This window comes from Xenorhabdus bovienii SS-2004, assembly GCF_000027225.1.
Classification (GTDB): Bacteria; Pseudomonadota; Gammaproteobacteria; order Enterobacterales; family Enterobacteriaceae; genus Xenorhabdus; species Xenorhabdus bovienii_C.
This window is the reverse complement of record NC_013892.1, coordinates 1,444,897-1,465,079: the sequence shown is the minus strand read 5'-3', so window position 1 is coordinate 1,465,079 and position 20,183 is coordinate 1,444,897. Positions and strand designations below refer to the sequence as shown.

At 51.0% G+C, this 20,183-nt stretch carries 16 protein-coding genes and 1 pseudogene; 16 read left to right on the top strand and 1 reads right to left on the bottom strand.

The features are described from left to right. Window positions 1-125 precede the first annotated feature (125 nt). The 8 genes from XBJ1_RS06435 (at window position 126) to XBJ1_RS06405 (ending at window position 7,501) form a co-directional block, all read left to right on the top strand. Window positions 126-524: a TIGR03757 family integrating conjugative element protein gene (locus XBJ1_RS06435; protein ID WP_012988013.1), complete on the top strand. Its 399-nt coding sequence runs from the start codon at window positions 126-128 to the stop codon at window positions 522-524. Beyond that, window positions 521-1,489 (top strand): TIGR03756 family integrating conjugative element protein, encoded by a 969-nt coding sequence (locus XBJ1_RS06430; protein ID WP_012988012.1) that lies wholly within the window; start codon window positions 521-523, stop codon window positions 1,487-1,489. Before XBJ1_RS06435 ends, XBJ1_RS06430 begins: the two co-directional genes overlap by 4 nt. 12 nt (window positions 1,490-1,501) lie before the next feature. Beyond that, on the top strand, window positions 1,502-2,935 hold the full coding sequence (locus tag XBJ1_RS06425) for an integrating conjugative element protein (RefSeq protein ID WP_012988011.1): 1,434 nt from the start codon (window positions 1,502-1,504) through the stop codon (window positions 2,933-2,935). A gap of 8 nt (window positions 2,936-2,943) precedes the next feature. Continuing rightward, window positions 2,944-3,279 carry a hypothetical protein gene (locus XBJ1_RS06420; RefSeq protein WP_012988010.1) on the top strand — a complete coding sequence of 112 codons (336 nt, stop codon included), beginning with the start codon at window positions 2,944-2,946 and terminating at the stop codon, window positions 3,277-3,279. After that, window positions 3,276-4,790 carry a conjugal transfer protein TraG N-terminal domain-containing protein gene (locus tag XBJ1_RS06415; protein WP_010846569.1) on the top strand — a complete coding sequence of 505 codons (1,515 nt, stop codon included), beginning with the start codon at window positions 3,276-3,278 and terminating at the stop codon, window positions 4,788-4,790. Before XBJ1_RS06420 ends, XBJ1_RS06415 begins: the two co-directional genes overlap by 4 nt. A gap of 570 nt (window positions 4,791-5,360) precedes the next feature. After that, the gene (locus XBJ1_RS06410; protein ID WP_010846570.1) at window positions 5,361-5,783 is read left to right on the top strand and encodes a hypothetical protein; all 423 of its coding nucleotides are present in this window, start codon (window positions 5,361-5,363) and stop codon (window positions 5,781-5,783) included. 151 nt (window positions 5,784-5,934) lie between these two features. Next, entirely contained in the window at window positions 5,935-6,060 is a 126-nt protein-coding gene (locus XBJ1_RS22740) for a hypothetical protein (RefSeq protein ID WP_268987529.1), read from the top strand. A 523-nt stretch (window positions 6,061-6,583) separates the two neighbouring features. After that, window positions 6,584-7,501 carry an integrase domain-containing protein gene (locus XBJ1_RS06405; protein ID WP_012988007.1) on the top strand — a complete coding sequence of 306 codons (918 nt, stop codon included), beginning with the start codon at window positions 6,584-6,586 and terminating at the stop codon, window positions 7,499-7,501. Between the two features lie 231 nt (window positions 7,502-7,732). Here XBJ1_RS06405 and XBJ1_RS21300 read toward each other — a convergent pair. Then, window positions 7,733-7,887: pseudogene (locus tag XBJ1_RS21300) on the bottom strand (IS701 family transposase); the annotation flags it as partial. A 195-nt stretch (window positions 7,888-8,082) separates the two neighbouring features. On the opposite strand from XBJ1_RS21300, the gene XBJ1_RS06395 reads away from it, so the two are divergent. The 8 genes from XBJ1_RS06395 (at window position 8,083) to XBJ1_RS06360 (ending at window position 20,158) form a co-directional block, all read left to right on the top strand. Next, complete coding sequence (locus XBJ1_RS06395) at window positions 8,083-9,564, top strand: sigma-54 interaction domain-containing protein (RefSeq protein ID WP_012988005.1); 1,482 nt, start codon at window positions 8,083-8,085, stop codon at window positions 9,562-9,564. Between the two features lie 270 nt (window positions 9,565-9,834). Next, window positions 9,835-10,506 (top strand): vWA domain-containing protein, encoded by a 672-nt coding sequence (locus XBJ1_RS06390; protein ID WP_012988004.1) that lies wholly within the window; start codon window positions 9,835-9,837, stop codon window positions 10,504-10,506. Continuing rightward, window positions 10,506-11,198 carry a PP2C family serine/threonine-protein phosphatase gene (locus XBJ1_RS06385; RefSeq protein ID WP_012988003.1) on the top strand — a complete coding sequence of 231 codons (693 nt, stop codon included), beginning with the start codon at window positions 10,506-10,508 and terminating at the stop codon, window positions 11,196-11,198. The genes XBJ1_RS06390 and XBJ1_RS06385 overlap by 1 nt, the downstream gene beginning before the upstream one ends. Window positions 11,199-11,203: 5 nt before the next feature. Continuing rightward, entirely contained in the window at window positions 11,204-12,619 is a 1,416-nt protein-coding gene (locus XBJ1_RS06380; RefSeq protein ID WP_012988002.1) for a protein kinase domain-containing protein, read from the top strand. 6 nt (window positions 12,620-12,625) lie between these two features. After that, a complete protein-coding gene (locus tag XBJ1_RS06375) occupies window positions 12,626-16,024 on the top strand; it encodes a DEAD/DEAH box helicase (protein ID WP_012988001.1) in 3,399 nt (1,132 codons plus the stop codon). After that, a complete protein-coding gene (locus XBJ1_RS06370) occupies window positions 16,008-17,501 on the top strand; it encodes a hypothetical protein (protein ID WP_012988000.1) in 1,494 nt (497 codons plus the stop codon). The genes XBJ1_RS06375 and XBJ1_RS06370 overlap by 17 nt, the downstream gene beginning before the upstream one ends. Beyond that, a complete protein-coding gene (locus XBJ1_RS06365) occupies window positions 17,501-19,087 on the top strand; it encodes a hypothetical protein (RefSeq protein WP_012987999.1) in 1,587 nt (528 codons plus the stop codon). Before XBJ1_RS06370 ends, XBJ1_RS06365 begins: the two co-directional genes overlap by 1 nt. 66 nt (window positions 19,088-19,153) lie before the next feature. Beyond that, complete coding sequence (locus XBJ1_RS06360) at window positions 19,154-20,158, top strand: IS110 family transposase (protein ID WP_012987226.1); 1,005 nt, start codon at window positions 19,154-19,156, stop codon at window positions 20,156-20,158. Window positions 20,159-20,183 lie beyond the last annotated feature (25 nt).

Sequence of the window (20,183 nt, the reverse complement as noted above, 5' to 3'; positions counted from 1 at the left end):
GTCATGGTGGAAAGGGCACTGAGACTGGGGTGTTTTTTTACATTCTGCAAAAATGAATTGTTTGCTGACTTTTGTGTCGGCTTTCTTCACGCTGCTCTGACGTTTTATGACATGGGAAGGGCGCGATGAAAAAGCCGGGTTTACTGCTCCTGATGGGATGGATGGTATCACTGTCCGCCGGAGCCAAAACTGTGATCTATACCGACAGTCAGCACCCGCCGGTTAATTTGCCCCCTGAGGCACAGGTCATTTGGCTGGATGCACCGGAGCAACAGCAAAGGCAGATCTTTGCACGCCTTCCCGCAGACCCACAACAGGCGGCAACCCAAGCCCGGACCATACTTCAGTCTCCTCAGTGGCGCGGGCAGGAACAGCAACTTATCAACGCTTACCGTGCTGTTGTCCATGCCCGGCAAGCCGGTGTGCGCAAATACCCGGCGGTGGTATTTGATGATCGTGACGTGGTGTATGGCACGGCCGATGTTGCCAAAGCGACGGCGCTCAGGGAGCAGTATCAGCCATGAATACGTCACGCCTGGCTTTTCCGGTGGTTATCACGCTGGCCGCGGCATGTGCGCCTGTCACACAAGCCGCCATTAATACCGCCCAAATCGTGGCCGGCAGTCTCTCGCCCGCCTGTATTCAGTGGCAGGTCAGTGGCATTTGTTACTGGCTGTTTTGTTCCTGGCACGGCTGTACGGTGAAAACCTCGGTCAAAGTGACCCATTTCCTGCCGCAGGCGGTGGTCTCCACCTATCATGCGCCCGGCGGCAACCCGTGGTCTGAAATGGCTCACATCAGCCCGTTATCCGGCGGACTGGAAAATGCGGTAACGGGGGCGTTATCCGGCCTGACCACCGGCGGCGGTAATCACACGGTTCAGGTTGCCGGGAAGCGCAGTCCCCGTCTGCGTTTCAAATACGCCGATGCTATCGGGCATCCCGCTACTACGCTGATTGGCGGACAAATCCCGGGGTATTCCTGTCGCAGTGCGGCCACACCGCTGATGCCCTATTTTCTCAGCACACTGGATACTGTCGCGTGGCGCAGCGGACTGCCGGAGTCGCTTTATCCTGAAGCGCTTGTTCCCGGTCTGCGTGAACTGGGCAGCCAGCCGGTGGGCAATATGTGGGGCAATCTCTACCCCCGTTCCGGTTTTGTCACGCAGGCTGATGAGGATAAAGCCGCTGCCGTGGTGGCACAGCGGGTGGCGGACATTATCACCCGTACCGGGCAGCCCCATGTTTATCAGCCACTGGCCGGGCAACGCCGTGACGGCTACTGGCCACCAGAGCCGATGCAAGAAAATACCGGCACGAAAAATCACCAATGGCAACGGTTGTCACCACAGTTAAGTCAGTCCTGTGCAGTATTCCCGGATGGCCGCCACACAGCGGCGGCAGACAGCAATCAGGCGTATGCCCTGTGGCAGCCCTACAGCTGTTGCCAGCGGCGCGGGCAACGTTTTCTCGGCAGTACGGCAATATAAGGAAAAAACAGGATGAGAAGAAAATCGGTGCTGCTGATAGCGGGTGGGCTGGTCGTTGCCTCGGTACAGGGGCAGACATCGGGGCTGTCGGTGGCCTTACCGGCCGTCAGTCACAGTGCACTGGGCTATGGTGCACAGAGCAGCGGGGCAGTCTCCGATACGCTGTTTTATACCCTGGGGGGCGGCTCGGTGATTTCTGAGCCGGCCAGTCGCGCGGGGTCAACCCGGCTGGCCGGGCTGGAACTCGGCTGGAGTTCGGATTTGATGTGCGGAAATTTTGACCTGAAAACCACGGTCAGTAATCAGCTCAACGGTATCACGGCGGGCATGAAAAACCTGATGAGCGAAGTCATTCAGGGGGCCACCGGAGCGGTTGCCAGTCTCCCTGCCATGATAATTCAGCGAGCCAACCCAGGGTTGTATGACATGCTGACCAACGGGGTATTGCAGGCCAATGTGGCGTTTGATAAAGCCCAGTTCAATTGTCAGAACATGGCGAAGAGAATGATGGATTTTGCGCAGAACAACAAATGGAGCCAATCAGCGGCGTTGCAGGAGTACAAAAATCAGGTTAACGGCGGGGATGGTGATGCTGTGCGTGTCAATAATGCCGGAACCAAAGCGACCGGCGCTGGCGGGCACTCGTGGATTGGCGGGCAACGACAAGGCGGGAAGGGGCAGAATGCCATTCGTCCGACCCGTGATTTAGCCAGTGCCGGCTTTAATATGATGAATCAGTTGCCGGTACTGAGCCAGTCATCGGTCAGCACCTTCAATTGCGAGGGCAGCGCCTGCCGTAAATTCAGCACGGCGCGGGAAGCGGCCGAGGCGGTGGTCAGTGTACTGGGCGATCGGGCCATCCGCACCTGCGCTCACGCGGCAGAATGCAGCAGCGGGGGTGAACAACACCAGCCGGGGACAACGGTCGCGGGAACGGGGTTTGCCCCGATGCTGGAAGCCCATACCAAAACGAACGCCGAACACCTGGTGAAACTGATCAGCGGCACGGAGAAACCCACGCGGGTGAATCTCACCAAACTGAAAACCGGCAGTCTGGCCGTGACGCAGGGGGTCATTCAGGCGTTGCAGCGTGACCCCGATAAGGCCGCCCTGACTGCGCGTCTGGCGGGGGAGCTGGCGATGAGCGAGACCATTGAAACCGCGTTACTGATGCGCCGAATGCTGATCACCGGCATGTCCGAACCCAATGCGGCAGCACAATCGGAAGCGCTGGCAGAAGGCGACCGCCGGATTGCCGCACTGGACAGGGAAATTAATGCCCTGAAAAATGAAATGGAGCTGAAGCAGGCGCTTTCCCGTAATTCCATTCTGACCATTATTGAGCGTGATACGCAGCGTATTCACGCTCATCCGCAAAAACAGGTCGCGGACAGTCAGGATGCCCGTTTTTATCAGTTGGAAGCCCCCAACCGTGAGGTCAGGTAAGTTCGACGATGGCAAAAAAACGTGCAAGGTTAAAACGAGGAATCGGATTATCACTGATTATCGCTTTGGCGATGGCTGTGACGTTAGCTACCGGCTGGGCAGGGATGAATTATCCCGACACCCTGTCTGCCTTAAATCGCGGGATGGCAAGGCATCAATCGCTTTGGCTGTTGTGGCGGTTAAGCCTTTACGGCGGGCTGCTCTGGGGCGGTTGGAAAATCTGGCAAAGAGTGAAACATCAGGCGGAATATCGCACAACGCTGAGGCGGATGATGGTGGTCAGCCTGTTGTTTATCCTGCTGGGTGAATACGCCCTGTCAGCCAGTCAGGGAAGTGTGTCATGACCACGAACAGTTATCTGGAATATTTCCTGACCCTGCTCGGTTGGGTGGTGAATAATGGCCTGTGGCATATTCTGATTGCCACGGGGTTGTTTACCCTGCCGTTAGTGGTCAAAGTGATTGCCATTTGGCTGAAAGTGCGGGAGTGCGGGGAGGAAGAAGGCCCCAATGGATTGCAGTCACTGGCCCGGATTGAAAATACGCTCTACAGTGCGTTTTTCGTCATGGTTTTCTGCTGCGTGCCGTTGGTGAATGTCAGCTTCAGCACCCTCCAGTATGATACCGCCCGGGCCAAAAGCTGTGGCACCTGGACACCCGGTGCACCGGAGAACAGTGGTTATGCGCCGGTGATATCCAGCCTGAATAATCAAACGGCGGCAGTGCCGATTTGGTGGGCTGTGGTGCATCGGTTATCCAAAGGGCTGACGCAGGCGGCGGTGGCCGCCATTCCCTGTCGGCCGGATTTACGGCAACTGCGTTTTGACGTGCAACATACCCGTATCAAGAGCCCGGCATTGGCGGCCGAGTTGCAGGATTTTACCCACGATTGTTATGCGTTGGCATTGTACCAGTGGCAACAACGCGATCCGGAACACACCAGCGACCCGATTATCCTGAATGATATCGGCTGGCTGGGCAGCCGTACATTTTTAGCCGGCGATTACCGGACGCTGCAATCGCGCACGCCCCGGGCTGATTTCCCATGGCAGGAGAGTCGAGACAACGGCCGGCCGTATACCGGGCAGGGCGGCTATCCGAGCTGTCAGGTCTGGTGGTCAGCCGCCAACATCGGCCTGAAAGATCGGGTACTGGCGCAGGCCGACCCGGGGTTGTGGCTGCGTCTGTCTGCGACACTGAAAATGTTGGGTAAAAACACGCCCGCTTATCAGGAAGCGGTGATCCGCCGTCTGGTCAGCCCGGTGAACCTGACGGTATCTCAAGCCGGCCAGGTGTATGCCGGTTATGGGGGTAATGCCGATCCCACGTTGTGGGATGGATCGACCCGGATAGGGGCCTCTGCTGGCGCACTGTTGGGGGGCTTACTGGCATATCCAATGTTCGATGCGGTACGCCAGGCCCTGCCGATGATGCAGGCGGTGATTTTGATGGCGTTGTATATCTTAATCCCGTTGCTGCTGTTGGTGGCCGCGTATGAGTTTAAGACCGTGTTTACCCTGACCTGTGTGATTTTTGCGTTGAATTTCCTGACCTTCTGGTGGGAACTGGCGCGCTGGCTGGACAGCCATTTGCTGGACGCCCTGTACGGCTCAGACACCCACAGCCTGTTTAATCTGGCGGGCATGCAGAACACCTCGGATGATTTAATCATGGGGCTGGTGATGGGGACGTTGTTTATTGTGCTGCCGATGATCTGGCTGGGGGCGCTGGCCTGGGCCGGCGTGCGGATGGGCGACGTCGGCGGCCTGATGAGTCAGGGCGTGGGACAGGTCAGACAATCCGCTGGGATGTTTGGGCAGATGGTGATGCAGAAGATGATGTCGAAAGGAAAGTAGACAAACCCGTGTTTACAACGTCAGGGATACGCAGTTATCCCTGAATTGTCGTTTGGGTTTTAGGTCAATTTTCTATTTTTTTGCCTGCTTGATTTATTTATTATTGCCTCGTTCATGAAAAATAAAATAAAGATGTTTAACAAGATAGATAAATGAATCATTTAACGCCAATGCGTTATTGATTTAATTTATTCTATTTTATGATGCAGGTCGGTTTTATATTGGTTTTTGTGTCGTTATATTTCATATTGGGATTTTAATACGCAATATTCATGAGGTGACTCACAAAAAAGAGAATAAACCCATGCCATTTTATTTCATGTGACTTACACTGTAAACGCTGTAATGCTTAACATGTTCTATATCAATAATGTCGTTTTAATGATAATAGACGATTTATAGAAGCCTCAGTGGTTGAAGCCATTGAGGCTTCGCCGTTTAGTGTCATTAAATAAATGCGGGGGAAATTCGACTTACCGATTTAATTTAATTTTTTCGCTATTGAATTCAATATAAAAAGGATTAAATTGGAACGCCTTAAATATCGTCTGAAAATGTTCAGGGAAAGTCATGCGTGATATTGATAAAAATCATAAAAATAAGAAAGTTAAAAAACAATCCGATCATTTTATTCCTTACAAAACGACGTATGATTTGCGGTTAACAAAAAGAGAACCCAATTTAATCAACATACTGATGCAAGTTCAGGGGTATGAATATGGTTTTTTTACGGTGTTAGGTGTCCGCCCTTTATCACAACGCGGTAACCCGAAAAGCACATCCATTTATGTCGTGCGGTGCCGATGTGGTAAATACGCCGTCAGATCACTCAGGGCCATCAGAAACCCGGCGAATATGAATGATATGTGTGAGCATTGTCGTCACCTGTACAACCTGAGACGCAGAAACCACTTTCTTACTGAAGGGAAGGATGTTGATTTGTCAGAATTAACCGGCATTACCGATAAAAAGCCCCTGGACATTAAAGAATAAAGGAAGGGTATTACACTTGAGTATAAGTCTCTGGGCGCGTGAAAATCGTAGGGCAGAGATAATCGCACTGACATTGACCCGGTTTGATGCACACGCTACCATCGAAATGTAATTATCAGTGATCTGTTCGCCTGTGAGGATCACCCATGCGATGGCGAAACAAAGCTCCCGTAGCCTGCAAGGGAGCGCATTACCCTGTGGTACATCTGCGCACTTTTGGAAGCAGATATCGTCAGACAATAACCCGTCGTCCGACGATGAAAGTTATCCGGTGTGATTCACGACCGGCTTATCATGCAATACGAACAGCGCAGGCTTTGCGTTGTCCCGAATACCGACGATAAACGTCCTGAATGTTGTGCGGCGTCACTTGCGTAAAAGCAGCGCGATTACCAAGTGACGCCGCCGGGCGGCCAACGTCCAGAGCACGTCCGGACTGGCTTTACAACCCATTTGATCCACTCATTACTCAAAGTAACCCGCTATCTCGGGCATTTTTCTGTCTGAATCGGCCTGTTTCGTTTGTTTTTTTAACCCACTGCCTGGCAACAGGCTGATACCGAAAAAAGGAGAAATTATCCACGTCACGATAATGAGGCGTTCATCCTGATTGAATCAGGCACTGAACGGGGAGCATGTCATCGCTGTGCTGAGCACGTCGCGAGCTCCTGCAAAAACTCAACACAACCTCGCCCTGCTACACATTGTCTGACGCACCACGGAACGGTGAACCTGAACCGACACGCAGGGATTTGTTTAAAAATAAATAAAACAGCAGCAAAGCAGCAGGAGATGCGAGGATGGCGCAGAAATCGACACGTTCAAAAGTTGAGTTGTTCAGGAAAGAATTTATTGCCTGTGCCCGAAACGGGCACGGAAGTTTTGCGACGGTGGCGGATCGTGAGCGGATTGCCCGGCAGTTTCTTCACTTTCTGAAAGAAAGGGGCATTAAGCTCCGGCAGATGGACAGCCTTAAAACAAAATATATTGAGCACTACATTGCACAGAGAAAGGCTGACCATATCAGCCACCGAACCCTGCAAAATGAGATGGCTGCGTTGCGAACCATTTTAGCGCAGGCCGGAAAACACAAGCTGGCGGCAGCCGATAATCCGCGTCTGAGCAACCGGGTACTGGGTATTGCTAATACGGATCGCAGGGGAACAAAAATGGCGTTAACACCGACGGGATTTCAGGCGGCTTTTCAGCAGGTCGAGCGAAAAGATCGGGGTGTGGCAGCGGTAATGCAGCTGGCGTATGTGTTGGGGCTGCGTACCAAAGAAGCGGTGGAAGCCGGTAAATCCTTAGCCACCTGGAAAAAAGCGCTGGAGAACGGTCATACCTCCGTGCGGATAGTATTCGGCACCAAAGGCGGGCGCCCGAGACAGACGGTCATACTCGATCGCGTAGCGTTGCACCACGCCATTGATTATGCTGAGCGCGAACAGGCAGGCCGCAGCGGCAGATTAATTGATAAGCCCACGATCTATCAGGCGATAGACCGTTACCGTTACGTGGTCAGACGTGCCGGACTGGTAGGTAAGCAAGCGCCACACAGCATGCGATATCATTTTGCCCAACAATCTGGCGCACATTATAAAGCACAGGGTTTCAGTGAGCGGGAAGCGCTGGCACTGGTGTCAATGGATTTGGGGCACGGAGATGGGCGCGGGCGTTATATCCGGCAGGTGTATTGCCAGAATATTGAGGATGAATAAGCTGTATTGGCTCATACACGGTCAGAAGATTTGCTCATTAGAACACGAGCAAACCAACGTTGACACTTAGCTGATTACTCACATGTTATCTCTAACTTGCTTCTGGACATGGATGAGTTAAAGCATTTGTTTAATTTAGCATTTTCCGAATTAATTAAGGTATGATAAATCAGCTACTGAGTGGTACCTAGCCCAGATGGACCGCTTTTTTCTATCAGTTTTGACAGTAAATTACGCAATTCCAATACACTCAGGACTGTCAGTTCCACCGACGTTTTTTTCTCCTGTATCCGCAAAACCGCCAGCACCACATGGGCCAATAACGTCAGCGTAGTATGCCGGTACCAGCTTTGCCATCGCCGCACTTAGTAATAATCCAGACCACATTATCAGATGTGTGCATCAATAGATTCATTGAGTTTTGAGTCTAAATTATTCGGTCTATCTATCAGAATTTTTACATTATTTATATAATACTCTATGCCAGCAGACAAATCTGCAATAAGGTTATTTATCTCGTCGTTAAGTGCAATGAGTTTATTAGAATTTTAGACAGGATAGTTGCTTTAGAGGAAAGTCCTTTGATTGAGAAGCCACGTGTACTAATTTGCTGGATAGGCAATAAAGATATAGAGTCCGCCGAAAATGATGAGATTGGACCGATTCTGGCGACGCTACAAGATTCTGAATTTGACCGCTGTTATCTTATCTATTCTTATCCTGAGCGGCGTGTTACGCCTTATCTTGCATGGCTTCGCAAACAGACTAACCTTCCTGTCACCGCGCATTTCGAAGCGCTCAGTTCACCAGTTCACTTTGGCGAAATTTATGAGGCGGCAAATAAACATCTACAGCATATTGTTGCCTCCGGCTCGGAGTTATGCGTTCAACTGACTCCCGGTACACCTGCCATGCAGGCTGTATGGGTACTGCTTGGTAAAACACGTTACTCAGCGACTTTCTACCAGTCATCGCCTGAGAAAGGCGTAGAGAAGGTGGACATTCCGTTCGAAATTGCGGCCGAATATATTCCGGCGGCAAATACCATTAGCGATGAAAAGATAGTCCAGCTTTCTGCTTATGGCGTAGCGGTGAATACTGCCTTCGACAGTATTATTACCCAAAGTAAACGGATGTTAAGACTGAAGTCGCAAGCTCAAATTTTAGCCACCAAACATGTGCCTGTACTTATTTATGGCGAAACGGGCACAGGTAAAGAGATGTTCGCGAGGGCCATTTGTAATGCAAGTCCGCGCACTAGCGCCCCATTTATTGCCATCAACTGCGGTGCGATTCCCCCTGAGTTGGTAGATTCTACGCTCTTTGGTCACTGCAAGGGAGCATTTACCGGCGCGGTATCAAACAGCAAAGGTGTTTTTGAACAGGCCGATGGCGGCACCCTTTTTCTTGATGAGTTTGGCGAGTTAAAACCCGATGTGCAGGTTCGCTTGTTACGCGTGTTACAGGAAGGAGTCATTACCCCGGTTGGTGCGAGTGAACCAGTTAAAGTGAATGTGCGTCTTATCACTGCAACTCACAGCGATTTGATGCAAGAGGTTGGTAAAGGGCGTTTCAGGGCAGATCTTGTTTACCGTATTGCAGTAGGTGTACTGCATCTTCCGCCTTTACGTGAACGGGAAGGGGACATCTTACTACTTGCAGATACCCTCCTACAGGGCATTTCGGAACAAGATCAATCGCTACAAAATAAACAACTTTCTGTTGAAGCTAAAAACTTTATCCTCAGGTGTCCATGGCGCGGCAACGTACGTGAATTGCATTCAACGCTGTTGCGCGCAGCGATCTGGAGTCCGGATGCGGTTATCACTGCCGATGATATTAAGGAGGCTTTGTTTATGATCCCTGAGGAACAACAAGGTACATCGCTGGTTGATATTTTGGAGGGGATAGATTTGCAAAAAGTCATCTCAAAAATTGCCAACGATTATTTATATCGTGCACTTGAAGTCACCGGAAATAATAAGACTCATGCAGCGCAGTTACTGGGGTTAAAAAGCCAACAAACCTTTACGAACTGGCTAAAAAAACATCAGATAGAATAAGTCCATGACCCTATTATTTTCTCGCTTAGGGTAAATTTAATTCTCTATACCCTGTAGCGATCGCGTTTCAGAGCGTTGATTTTAATCCATCGTAGGGATGTTATTTAGAATAATATCGGTAAAAAATTTTACTTTGCGGTAATTTTATTTATTTTTATTTTCATGATTTGATAATTTAATTCATTTAAATTATTGATATTATTGTTTTTTAAAAGTTGGCACGAAGTGTGCTTTACTGTATTCGTCAATCAACAAAAAGGGAATATACACATGGCAGAGCTTAAAAAATTTCAGATTCAAACTGCACGTCCGCTCCCAGTTATTGTGCTGGCGGATACCAGTGGCAGTATGGCTTCCGATGGAAAAATTGAAGCCCTTAATCAGGGGCTGAAAGATATGCTGCTCAGTTTCAAAGACGAAAGCAGATTGCGCGCTGAAATTCAGGTTAGCGTGATTACCTTTGGCAATAACAAGGCTGAAGTAAATTTACCGCTGGCGCCTGCACATCTTCTGCAAGACTTTATTCCTCTGAGCGCAGAAGGTTCAACGCCTCTTGGCGGCGCTCTGTCGCTGGCCAGCCAGATGATAGAGGATAAAAGCGTCATTCCTTCCCGAGCATACAAACCAGTTGTGGTGCTGGTTTCTGATGGTTATCCAAATGATGACTGGGAAGGCCCGTTCTCGTCATTTGCCAGTGGTGAGCGTTCTTCCAAAGCTACGCGTTTTGCCATGAGCATCGGTGGGGACGCGGATGAAGATATGCTCAGTGAGTTTGCAAATGATCCCGAAGCTCCTCTGTTCAGAGCTGAGAATGCGAGCGACATTCGCCGGTTCTTCAGGGCGGTGACCATGAGCGTAAGCGTGCAGAGCCGGTCAGCGAATCCCACGCAATCAACACCACTCCAGATTTCTGCCGCTGACGATCAGGATTGGGAATTCTGATGCGCCTGTCCGCAGGTGGTGCTTCTGTGACAGGTCCAGCGCATCTTCAGAATGGTCTTCCTAACCAGGATGCTTTGTCCATTAGCGGCTTACGCGGTGGCTGGAGTATTGCTGTTGCTGACGGCTTGGGTAGTCGACCTTTAAGTCATATCGGTTCACGTAAGGCCGTTCATCTAATCAGGCATTTGGCCCAGCGGGGGCAAAACTTACAACACAGCAACATTGCTCAGTGGTTATGTCGCGACTGGCTTGCGCATTTTGGCGATGAGTACCAAGCCTATGAAACAACCTGTCTCTGGGCATGGGTAGACGCGAAAGGTCATGGCGTGGCGGGGCAAATTGGTGATGGTTTGGTTTTGATAAAAAGCCAGGGAATTTTTAACGTGCTGTCTGGTGTCCGAGCTGGATTCGGCAACCAGACGGCAACTCTTGCTCAGGCTGCCCCTTCCGAGTGCAGAAGCCAACGGATTGAGTTAACCCAATCCGGCGATGGCGTACTGATGATGACTGACGGTATCGCCGATGATCTGGTTCCTGAATCGCTGGAATCCTTTTTCGATGTGATTTATCAACGCCAACTCCGCAGCAATAAACGCCAGATGCGTACATGGCTGACAAAGGAATTGCAGAACTGGTCGACGCCCCAGCATGGCGATGACAAAAGCATTGCTGGTTTTTTTAGAATGGACTGAAAAAAATGACTTCGACAACGAAAACAAGCAAGAAACCCGAAGTGCAGGATACAAAAGGTTCGTTTTATGAGCTTAAAAGGGAAATGAGCCGCGGGGGACAGGGCATTATCTACCGCACTCAGTTTCCGCAAACACTCATTAAAGGGTTTACCAATAAAGATGAGCTGGCTCGCCAGCACTGGCGAAATCAGATCGCATGGCTAATCAGGCAAGATTTGAGTGATTTGAAATTAGCGCGTCCCGTTGCGCTGCTGGCGGAGCCTCGCTGCGGTTATGTAATGGAGCTAATGGATGGTCTGGTGCCTTTGCAGAGTCTTCTTGACAGCTTTCTCAACGCCGGGGAAGAGTCGCTGGCCGACTATCTTCAGGCGGGTGGGTTGCGTCGACGCGTGAGAATTTTGAGCCAGCTGGCGAGAACGCTTAATCAGCTTCATTCGCGTGGCATGCTGTACGGCGATCTTTCTCCCGGTAATATTTTTGTCTCGGATGACCCGAAACACGCTGAAACCTGGCTTATCGATTGTGACAATATTAGCCTGTTCACGCACAGTGGGCTGACGTTTCATACGCCTGATTATGGCGCGCCTGAAGTCATCCGGGGGGAGGCGCTTTTGTCCAGCCTGACGGACATCTGGAGCTTTGCGGTTATCGCTTATCAGTTGCTGACGCATAATCATCCCTTTAAAGGAGAGGTGATTAGCGACGGCGAGCCGGAACTGGAAGAGGAAGCGCTGCGCGGCGAGCATCCATGGATCAATGACGGACAGGATGAGTCAAATCGCTGTTATACCTGCCTGCCCATGCAGCTGATTGAACACAGTCGGCTGCCAGAACTGTTTAGCCGTTGCTTTGAACAGGGAAGAATTCGCGCTAGCGACAGGCCGACTATGGCTGAATGGCTGGCGGCATTAACAGAAATCGATGAGCATTTGTACACCTGCAAACACTGCGGTGGCGATACTATTCTCCCTGCTGATCTCCCCGCTGAAGATGTCGCGTCTCATGACACGCTCTGCTTCTTTTGTGATGAACCGGTGGAAAGCGAGCTGGTGCTGTTCGAGGAGTTCCTCTCCGTCGTAGAAGGCAGTGAGGATCAGCTCAGCGAGCAGGTTAACTGGATCCCGACTGGGCGTAAAGTATGGTTGCAAGTGGGGGATCGCAAAGAATTAAAACGTCTGTTACCTACCTTTAGCTACGATCGCTGGCCGGAAGATCATGTTCGTCTTGAATATACCGAAAAGGGTCTGGGCATCCATGCTTTGCCGCAGGGGCAGTTGCACCTGCAACAGGGCAAAACCATTAAGCAGTTAGCCCGCTATCAGGGGCTGAAAGCGAGTCTGCGCGGACAAAATGCTACGGCGTTTCAGCTTCATATCGGTGAGTTGAACGCATCGCACGTGCTTTGGCAATTCAAGTGGTGAGGCCTCATGAATATTAACGATTTCCCGATGATGTCCGAAGATATTCTGGTGCTGTCTACGGATGAGAGTACGGATGGCTTTGAGGCGGAACAGGCGATTTTTATCCGGCCTGATGAGCAGAAATGGTTGGCCGTTCAGGGCAATAAGTACATTAGCATTACCTGCGGTCCTGCCGATCATGAGTTATTCAGTCGCCTTGTGCTGTGCGATCAGGTTCGCTGGCGGCTCACCCTCCTTCAGCAAAAGGGAAAACTATGGGTGCAGTATTGTACGCCGGTTGAAGTATCCGCTATGCAGCTTGAATTGGGTGTTGATGAATTCATTGCTGATGATCTGTACGGAAAACAGGAGATTGCCGATAAGCGTATTGACCTTGCCTGCGAATGGTTTGCTGAAAATTTTGTGGTTAGTGGGCTGAAAGAGGGGGACTGGCTCACGATTGCTCGGTTCAGTAATAACAGCATAGCAGGCAGCTTTCAGATTATTGGCAAAGGCTGGCGTGCTGATGTAGAGCGCAAGAGCGACGGTGGGCTTTTGATAAAACGTGTTACGCGCCACCTGCGTAGTGACAGCGCTTTTTCGTTGCTGGTTGGCCAGTTTTCTTTCTGTGATACCTCTGTTGCGGTAGTACTCAAAAAAAGTGCCAGCCAGCAAGCATTACTGGATGCGGCTCTCAGGGACAATACCAGTTACCTAGAGTTGTGGAATCTGTATAACGAAAAAGAGTGGCAAAACGAGTTGAGACGTGCTGAATCCCTGCGTTCGCTGCGCTTTATCGATTGTGTGGGGGTGGATGAGGGGCAAGACAATGCCTGGCGTTTGACGCCGAAATCGCTCGATGACTACCGGGAGTTCCAAAAACGGTTGCGTGAACTCGAACTGCCTGCGGATACGCAATATGACCTAGGCACGGTTGCTCCAGATTGGGCAGAGGAACTTTCGATGGATGAGAGCAGAGCGGCGGCCAATATTCCGCGTGGCATGCTACGTTTTGAAGCTGATTATGTCTTCTTCAAACCCGCGTCTAACCGCCGTGATATTCGTCCGAAACAACCTGACGGGTGGCTGTATCTCTCTTTGGCGGGCTACCGTACTGCGGGTAAACGCCGTCTAGCCGCGAAACAAAAGATCGATTCGGGCAAACGGATGCCGCAATTAAAATGGCTGTTAGAAGGTATTCCTGTGCCTGCCGCCCGGTACAGAACCATCCCGGGATTGACGCCCTACGCAAAAGAAATTTTCAAAGGCGGCAAGCCGACAGAAATGCAGGAACAAGCGCTGGATGCGGCTCTGAATACGCCTGATTTGGCAATCATTATTGGGCCGCCGGGAACCGGTAAAACACAGGTTATCGCGGCATTACAGCGTCGTCTGGCCGAAGAAGCGCAAAACCAGAATATCGCAGGGCAGGTATTGATCAGTAGCTTTCAACATGATGCTGTCGATAACGCGCTCGAGCGCAGCGATGTGTTTGGTCTGCCTGGCGCACGTGTGGGCGGCAAACACAGAGCGGATGACGATGAGTCGTTGATCGATTCCTGGCTCGAACAGCAGACCATGCATTTGCACGGCAAAGTTCGGGATGAACATGCCAGATACCCGGAGCTTGAGTTCTTCAACAGGTTATCCATCAAGCTGGCCTTTGCCCGCTTGGCTGGCGGCCCGAATAGCCGCCGTGCTGAGGAGTTCAGCGCTATTTTGCAGGATCTGGAAGAACTGGAAAAAATCGGCTCAATTCCGTTATCCATGCTTAAAAGCCAGCTTGAAGATTACATTGAGCAATTGCGCAAACAAGCGTCGGATACAACCGACAGTGCAATCGATAATCAACTGATACAGCGAATTCGTGCGTTACGTGTTGACGCTGTTTCATTCAACGACGATGGTTCCGATCGCGCTTGGGATCTTTTGCGCTGGATACAGCGTTATGACTTGGATTGCGCTCCAGAACGGGTGTCGCTGTTACAGGCGGCGGCAGATAACCTTTCATTATCGACGTCAGACTTCCATGAACTTTCTATGTGGCGGGAGCACTTACTGGAGCAATTTTTACCGGATTACCGGCCTGTGGCGCTAAAAAATCAGGCTGATCCGGCAGGGTTGGCGCTACTTGATGACATCGAGCGGCATCTCGACGGTAAGTTGCGCCAGCGCAAGCAAGGTGTGGCCTGGGTTCTCGAGCAATTGGCTGATAGCCTGACGGTTGACAGACGTGCTGCGCAAAACGTGGTGAATGAGTACTCAATGGTGGTCGGTGCGACCTGTCAGCAGGCCGCCGGACAACAAATGGCGAATTTGAAATCCGTCGCTGGGCTGGATAGTAGCGGAATTGAGTTTGAGACCGTCGTCGTTGATGAGGCGGCGCGCGCCAATCCGCTGGATTTGTTTGTCCCCATGTCGATGGCCCGGCGGCGCATAGTGCTGGTCGGTGACGACAAGCAGCTGCCGCATATGCTGGAGCCCGATATCGAAGGACAATTGCAGGAAGAACATCAGCTTACCGAGGTGCAACGGGCGGCATTTCACTCCAGCCTGTTCGAACGTATGCGGTTAAAACTGCTGGAGCTGGAAAAGAGAGATCAGTGGCCGCGGGTCGTTATGCTGGATACTCAGTTTCGTATGCATCCTGTGCTGGGCAATTTTATCAGTAAGCAATTTTATGAATCAGCGGGCATGCGAGAGGTGAAATCCGGTCGGGATGTGGCAGATTTTGCCTTTGATGAGAAAATGTTAAATGCGCTTGGGGAGTTGGAACCTTACTTCCGAGATCGCGTTTGTCAGTGGATTGATCTGCCGCGGTCTGAGGGAAAAGATAGGACTCACGGATCCAGCCGTGTGCGCGAGATAGAAGCCACGCGTATTGCACAGGAAGTTGAACGGCTGGTAAGAGCGGGAGGGGAAAGCTTCTCTATAGGCGTCATCACATTTTACGCGGCGCAGCGGGATTTGATTATGGAGAAACTCGCCCAGGTGCGTATTGACGGGGTTCCCTTAATGGAACCCCGTGATGGCAGTTTCGAGCCTCATGAAGATTTTCGGTTAGCGCGAAAAGTGCGGGGCGATGGCTCCATCAGCTATGAAGAGCGGCTGCGCGTCGGCTCTGTCGATGCGTTCCAAGGGAAGGAGTTTGATGTGGTGTTACTGTCATGCGTTCGTACCTTTGATCCATCTAAGCCAGCCTTAGGGGCTCAGGATGATGCAGCCGCGCGGGAAGCCCAGTTAAATCGCCGGTTTGGTTTTCTTCGTTTACCCAATCGTATGAACGTGGCCATGAGCCGCCAACGTCAAATGTTGATCTGTGTGGGTGATGCTGTGCTGGTAACTAATCCGGATGCAAAAGAAGCGGTTCCTGCGCTGGCGGCACTCTACCAACTTTGCGGAGGCGTGTATGGCAGTGTTCGCTGAGACCGGTACGTATATGGCGTTCAGTTCTCATCCGTATGGGAAGAAGGAGCCGCTTCTGTGGCCGGTGATGGTGCATCGCGTTTTATACCCGGACGCAAAACGCCCACAGCTCAATATTTTCCAGCGAGCGGTGCTGGGGCTTATTCGGGCCCGCGTAACCCGTCCTGAAACCATGGCGGAGTTGACTGGACTCCATTCCAGTTTAATTAACTTGATATTGGTGCAAAGCGCCAGCCACGGGTGGCTTGTTGATAACGCAGACGCTCTCACCGCTTCAGGAGAACGTCTGCTGGATGATGAGGACGATGATGCAGCTTCTTTTAAATCCGGTTACCTGTTGCAGGATGCTGTCACTGGGCAATTTTGGCCGCGTCTGATTACTGAGCTCAAACAGATTGAACCCGTGAACGCGTTAGCCAAGTATCCTGAATTCATCACTGAGAGAAAGACCGGAAAACCGCTGCGTCCCTATGTGGTGGCCTCCAACAAAGGTCGTTTAGCGCAATTGGATCCTGACGTGCTTATGAAGGCGTATAAAAACTATAGCAATGATTTTCGTGCCAGCCGACAGCTCGATCAGTTACGGTTAGAGCCGGAAATTCGACTACAGGGCGTACAGCGTTTGGATGATAATCCTCAATCCGCTCGGGTACTTATCTGGGTTACGCCCGACAAGCGTGGCGCGGATCTCTGGTCGGTAAAAGACCCTTTTGCTTTGCGAGAAAATGCGCCATGGCTGCAAGAGGCATTGCGGCAGGTCATTGAGCGTGACGCGTTTTTGCTTAGAAGGCTTGAACCGCTGGTTGAGATCCCTCAAGCCGAAAACCAAAGTGTTACCGAGTGGCTTGCGGCTGTTCAGCGAAATATTGAATTTACATTGCTCACGGAATACCCGTGGGCCGAGAAGCAGCCTGATATCAAGCGTTACATGACGGCGCTGTTGATCTACCGAGAAAAAATTCAGCATGCTGGCGCCAACGAACACGAACTGGAAGCTGCAATAACGGAGTGCCAGAAATTACTGGAAGTCGTCATGCAATGGTTGATTCGTACCTTCCCGGCAAATGTGGGGCTGTTGCCAAAGTATAAACAGGGAAATACCAGAAATGCGATCAATCAGGTTATCCTTGAGAAACTGAACATTCCGTCCTTCACTCAGGACGTCATTCGCATACTCTCCGGACAACATTTCGACAAAGTTGAGCGAGCCTGTCGCCAGCCGACGGATTCACTTAAGGCGCTCCTTTTTGCCGCTGCAATTGGAGCCTACAACACACCACAGCATCCGCTCAACGTACTTGAAGATCGGGAATTGCAACTAACAAAAATGCTGGAACTCGCCAGGTTGCGTAATCAAAGCGGCCATGGACAGAGCAGCTACACCGGCAAAACCGCAGTTAAACTCACTTCCCAGAGTGTACTGGAGAGTATTCAGTATGCCCTGAGTGTTACGGAACGATTTGAGGAATGGATGTAATGGCTAAGAAGAATCACCAAAATAGGAAATACAATGCGCCTAAAATACCGCCGCAAAAAATGACGCCGCCGCTTGCCGCGGCAGAAAAAGCTAACACCGATGTCGCCCTGAGCGCGTCTTTTGTTTCTGCATCAGACCTCTTCGCATCCTTTGGTATGACACTGGATATCGATATGAGCGGGGAATGCTTGGAAAGTATCAAGGCGCGTACCCAAAAAGAAGGTGAAGAGTCGTTTGCCCGGTGGCTTATGCAATTTTTCCAGGCGTGCGAAGCGATGAAAACGCTCAAAGAAAAGCTGGAAGAAGAACAAAAGGAGGTTAGCCAACGGTTACTCAGCCACGATGAAAAGTCGCAGAGACTTGCTAGCCAACAGCAACAACTTGAAGACGAAAAGCATGCGTTAAAACTTGCCAGAGATGGGGTTGAGCAGGAAAAAGTCAGTATTGTAAGCAAACGCGCTGAACTGACAGAGAAAGAGCGCGTAATGAATGAACGGGAGATTAACGCGCAGTTTGGTTTTGCCGAACAGAACGCGCTGACCATGCGCCAGCTTGAAAAACATCAGGCTCAACAACTTAGCCAGCATCAAGAGCAACTTCAGACTCTGCTGAGCGAAAAGCGCCAGCTGGAAGAGGAGCGTCATCGCGCATCCAGTGAACTGGACGCGATCAAATATCGTTGCACTGAAGCTGAAGCTGAGCGCGTACGTGCGCTGGACTTGCGCGAGCAGGATATTGAACAACGTATCAAAGCAGTAGATTGCGAGAAGGTACGACTGAAACGGTGGGAAAAGGAGCTGGATGCGGAAAAAAACGATATTCAGAAACGCGTTAGCGATGAAATTGAACGGGAATTGGGCCGGCACAGCAGCGAAGTAAGCCGAATGCAGCGGAAGTTGCAGAAAGCCTACGATGATTATGACCTGCTGAAAAATGAACATGCAGACTTTCAGGATTTGAAGCATGCCATGGGGAACACGCCTGTCGCCGCAGTGCTGGAGCGGCTTGAGCGCTTTCAGGCGGAGAACAACGAGCTGATTCGTAAACAGCAAAGCTCGGACATGGACGAATTATTACGTGAGAAAGACGCACTCAGCAAAAGCAAATATAACCTCGAGAGGCAATGCTATGCATTAAGAGTGGAATTAGATGAAACGAAGCGTGAGCTGAGTGGCAAACGTGTTGCCGCCACCGAACTGCAAGGCATCGCGCTTGAGAAACGAACCCTTGAGTATCATAAAAATGCGCTGGAATTACAAATCAATGAACTGGCAAACAGTATCGAGCACCTCTCTAATGCGCAAAAAACACAAACTCCGTTCCCGGCGATGTCTCTGATGGATAGTGACACACAGTATCGAGCAAGAACGGAGCTTGAGACTGTTGACGATCTCAACCAGTTCGCCACGGAGTTGCAGCACCGTATTGCCCAAGCTGAAGAGCATGTCGAACTGTTTTATCCGCTGGAAGAGATCCAAGTATTACTCGGCGGCCTGGCGATGAGCCAGTTACATATTTTCCAAGGGATTAGCGGAACGGGTAAAACCAGTCTCGCGAAGGCGTTTGCAAAGGCGATGGGCGGTTAATGAGATGGTCCCCACCACCCTGTGAGCGGTATGCTGGCAGGGTGTTTCTTTCAGGAGAAGACCATCATGCAAAACGTTACGCTTATTGGTATTGATCTCGGCAAACATTCTTTCCACGTTCACTGTCAGGACAAATCAGGAAAGGCCCTGCTGCGTAAAAAATTTACCCGCGCCAGACTGATGGAGTTTTTAGCGGGATCGCCATCAGCGACTGTTGTAATGGAAGCCTGCGCCGGTGCTCACTTTATGGCTCGCCGGATCGCTGCTTTTGGTCACGAAGCGAAGCTGATTTCTCCACAATTTGTTCGTCCTTTTGTAAAGAGCAACAAGAACGATTTTGTGGATGCTGAAGCCATATGCGAAGCTGCATCTCGTCCCTCCATGCGATTTGTGCAACCACGAACAGAGGCGCAACAAGCTATGCGCGCCCTGCATCGGGTCAGAGAATCACTGGTCAGAGACAGGGTTAAAACCACTAATCAGATGCACGCTTTTTTACTGGAATTTGGCATCAGTATGCCGATCGGAACCGCCGTGATAAAAAGACTTTCAACCGTCTTGGCAGAGAACGAACTTCCTCCCTATCTGGCACAGTTGCTGATGCGCTTACATGCCCATTATCTTTATCTTGTCGAACAGCTCACCGAGCTTGAGACGGCACTGGAGCAGGAGCTGAGACGTGATGAAACAGGACAGCGTCTTCAGACAATACCGGGCGTGGGTCCGATAACTGCCAGCGTCTTATCATCGCAGCTGGGCGATGGTAAGCAGTATGGCTGTAGCCGGGATTTTGCTGCTTCAACCGGTCTGGTACCACGCCAGTACAGCACGGGTGGCAAAAATACGCTTTTAGGGATAAGTAAACGCGGAGACAAAAATCTGCGACGGTTACTTGTCCAGTGCGCCAGAGTCTTTATCCAGAGAATCGATTATCAGTCAGGAAGGCTGGCTGAATGGGTAAAGGCTCAGCTTGAGCGAAAACACTCAAATGTTGTGGCCTGTGCGCTGGCCAACAAATTAGCCCGGATAGCCTGGGCAATCACAACACGGCAAACTGTGTTCGAAAGGTAACGACGACGCCAGTCTGACTGGCAGG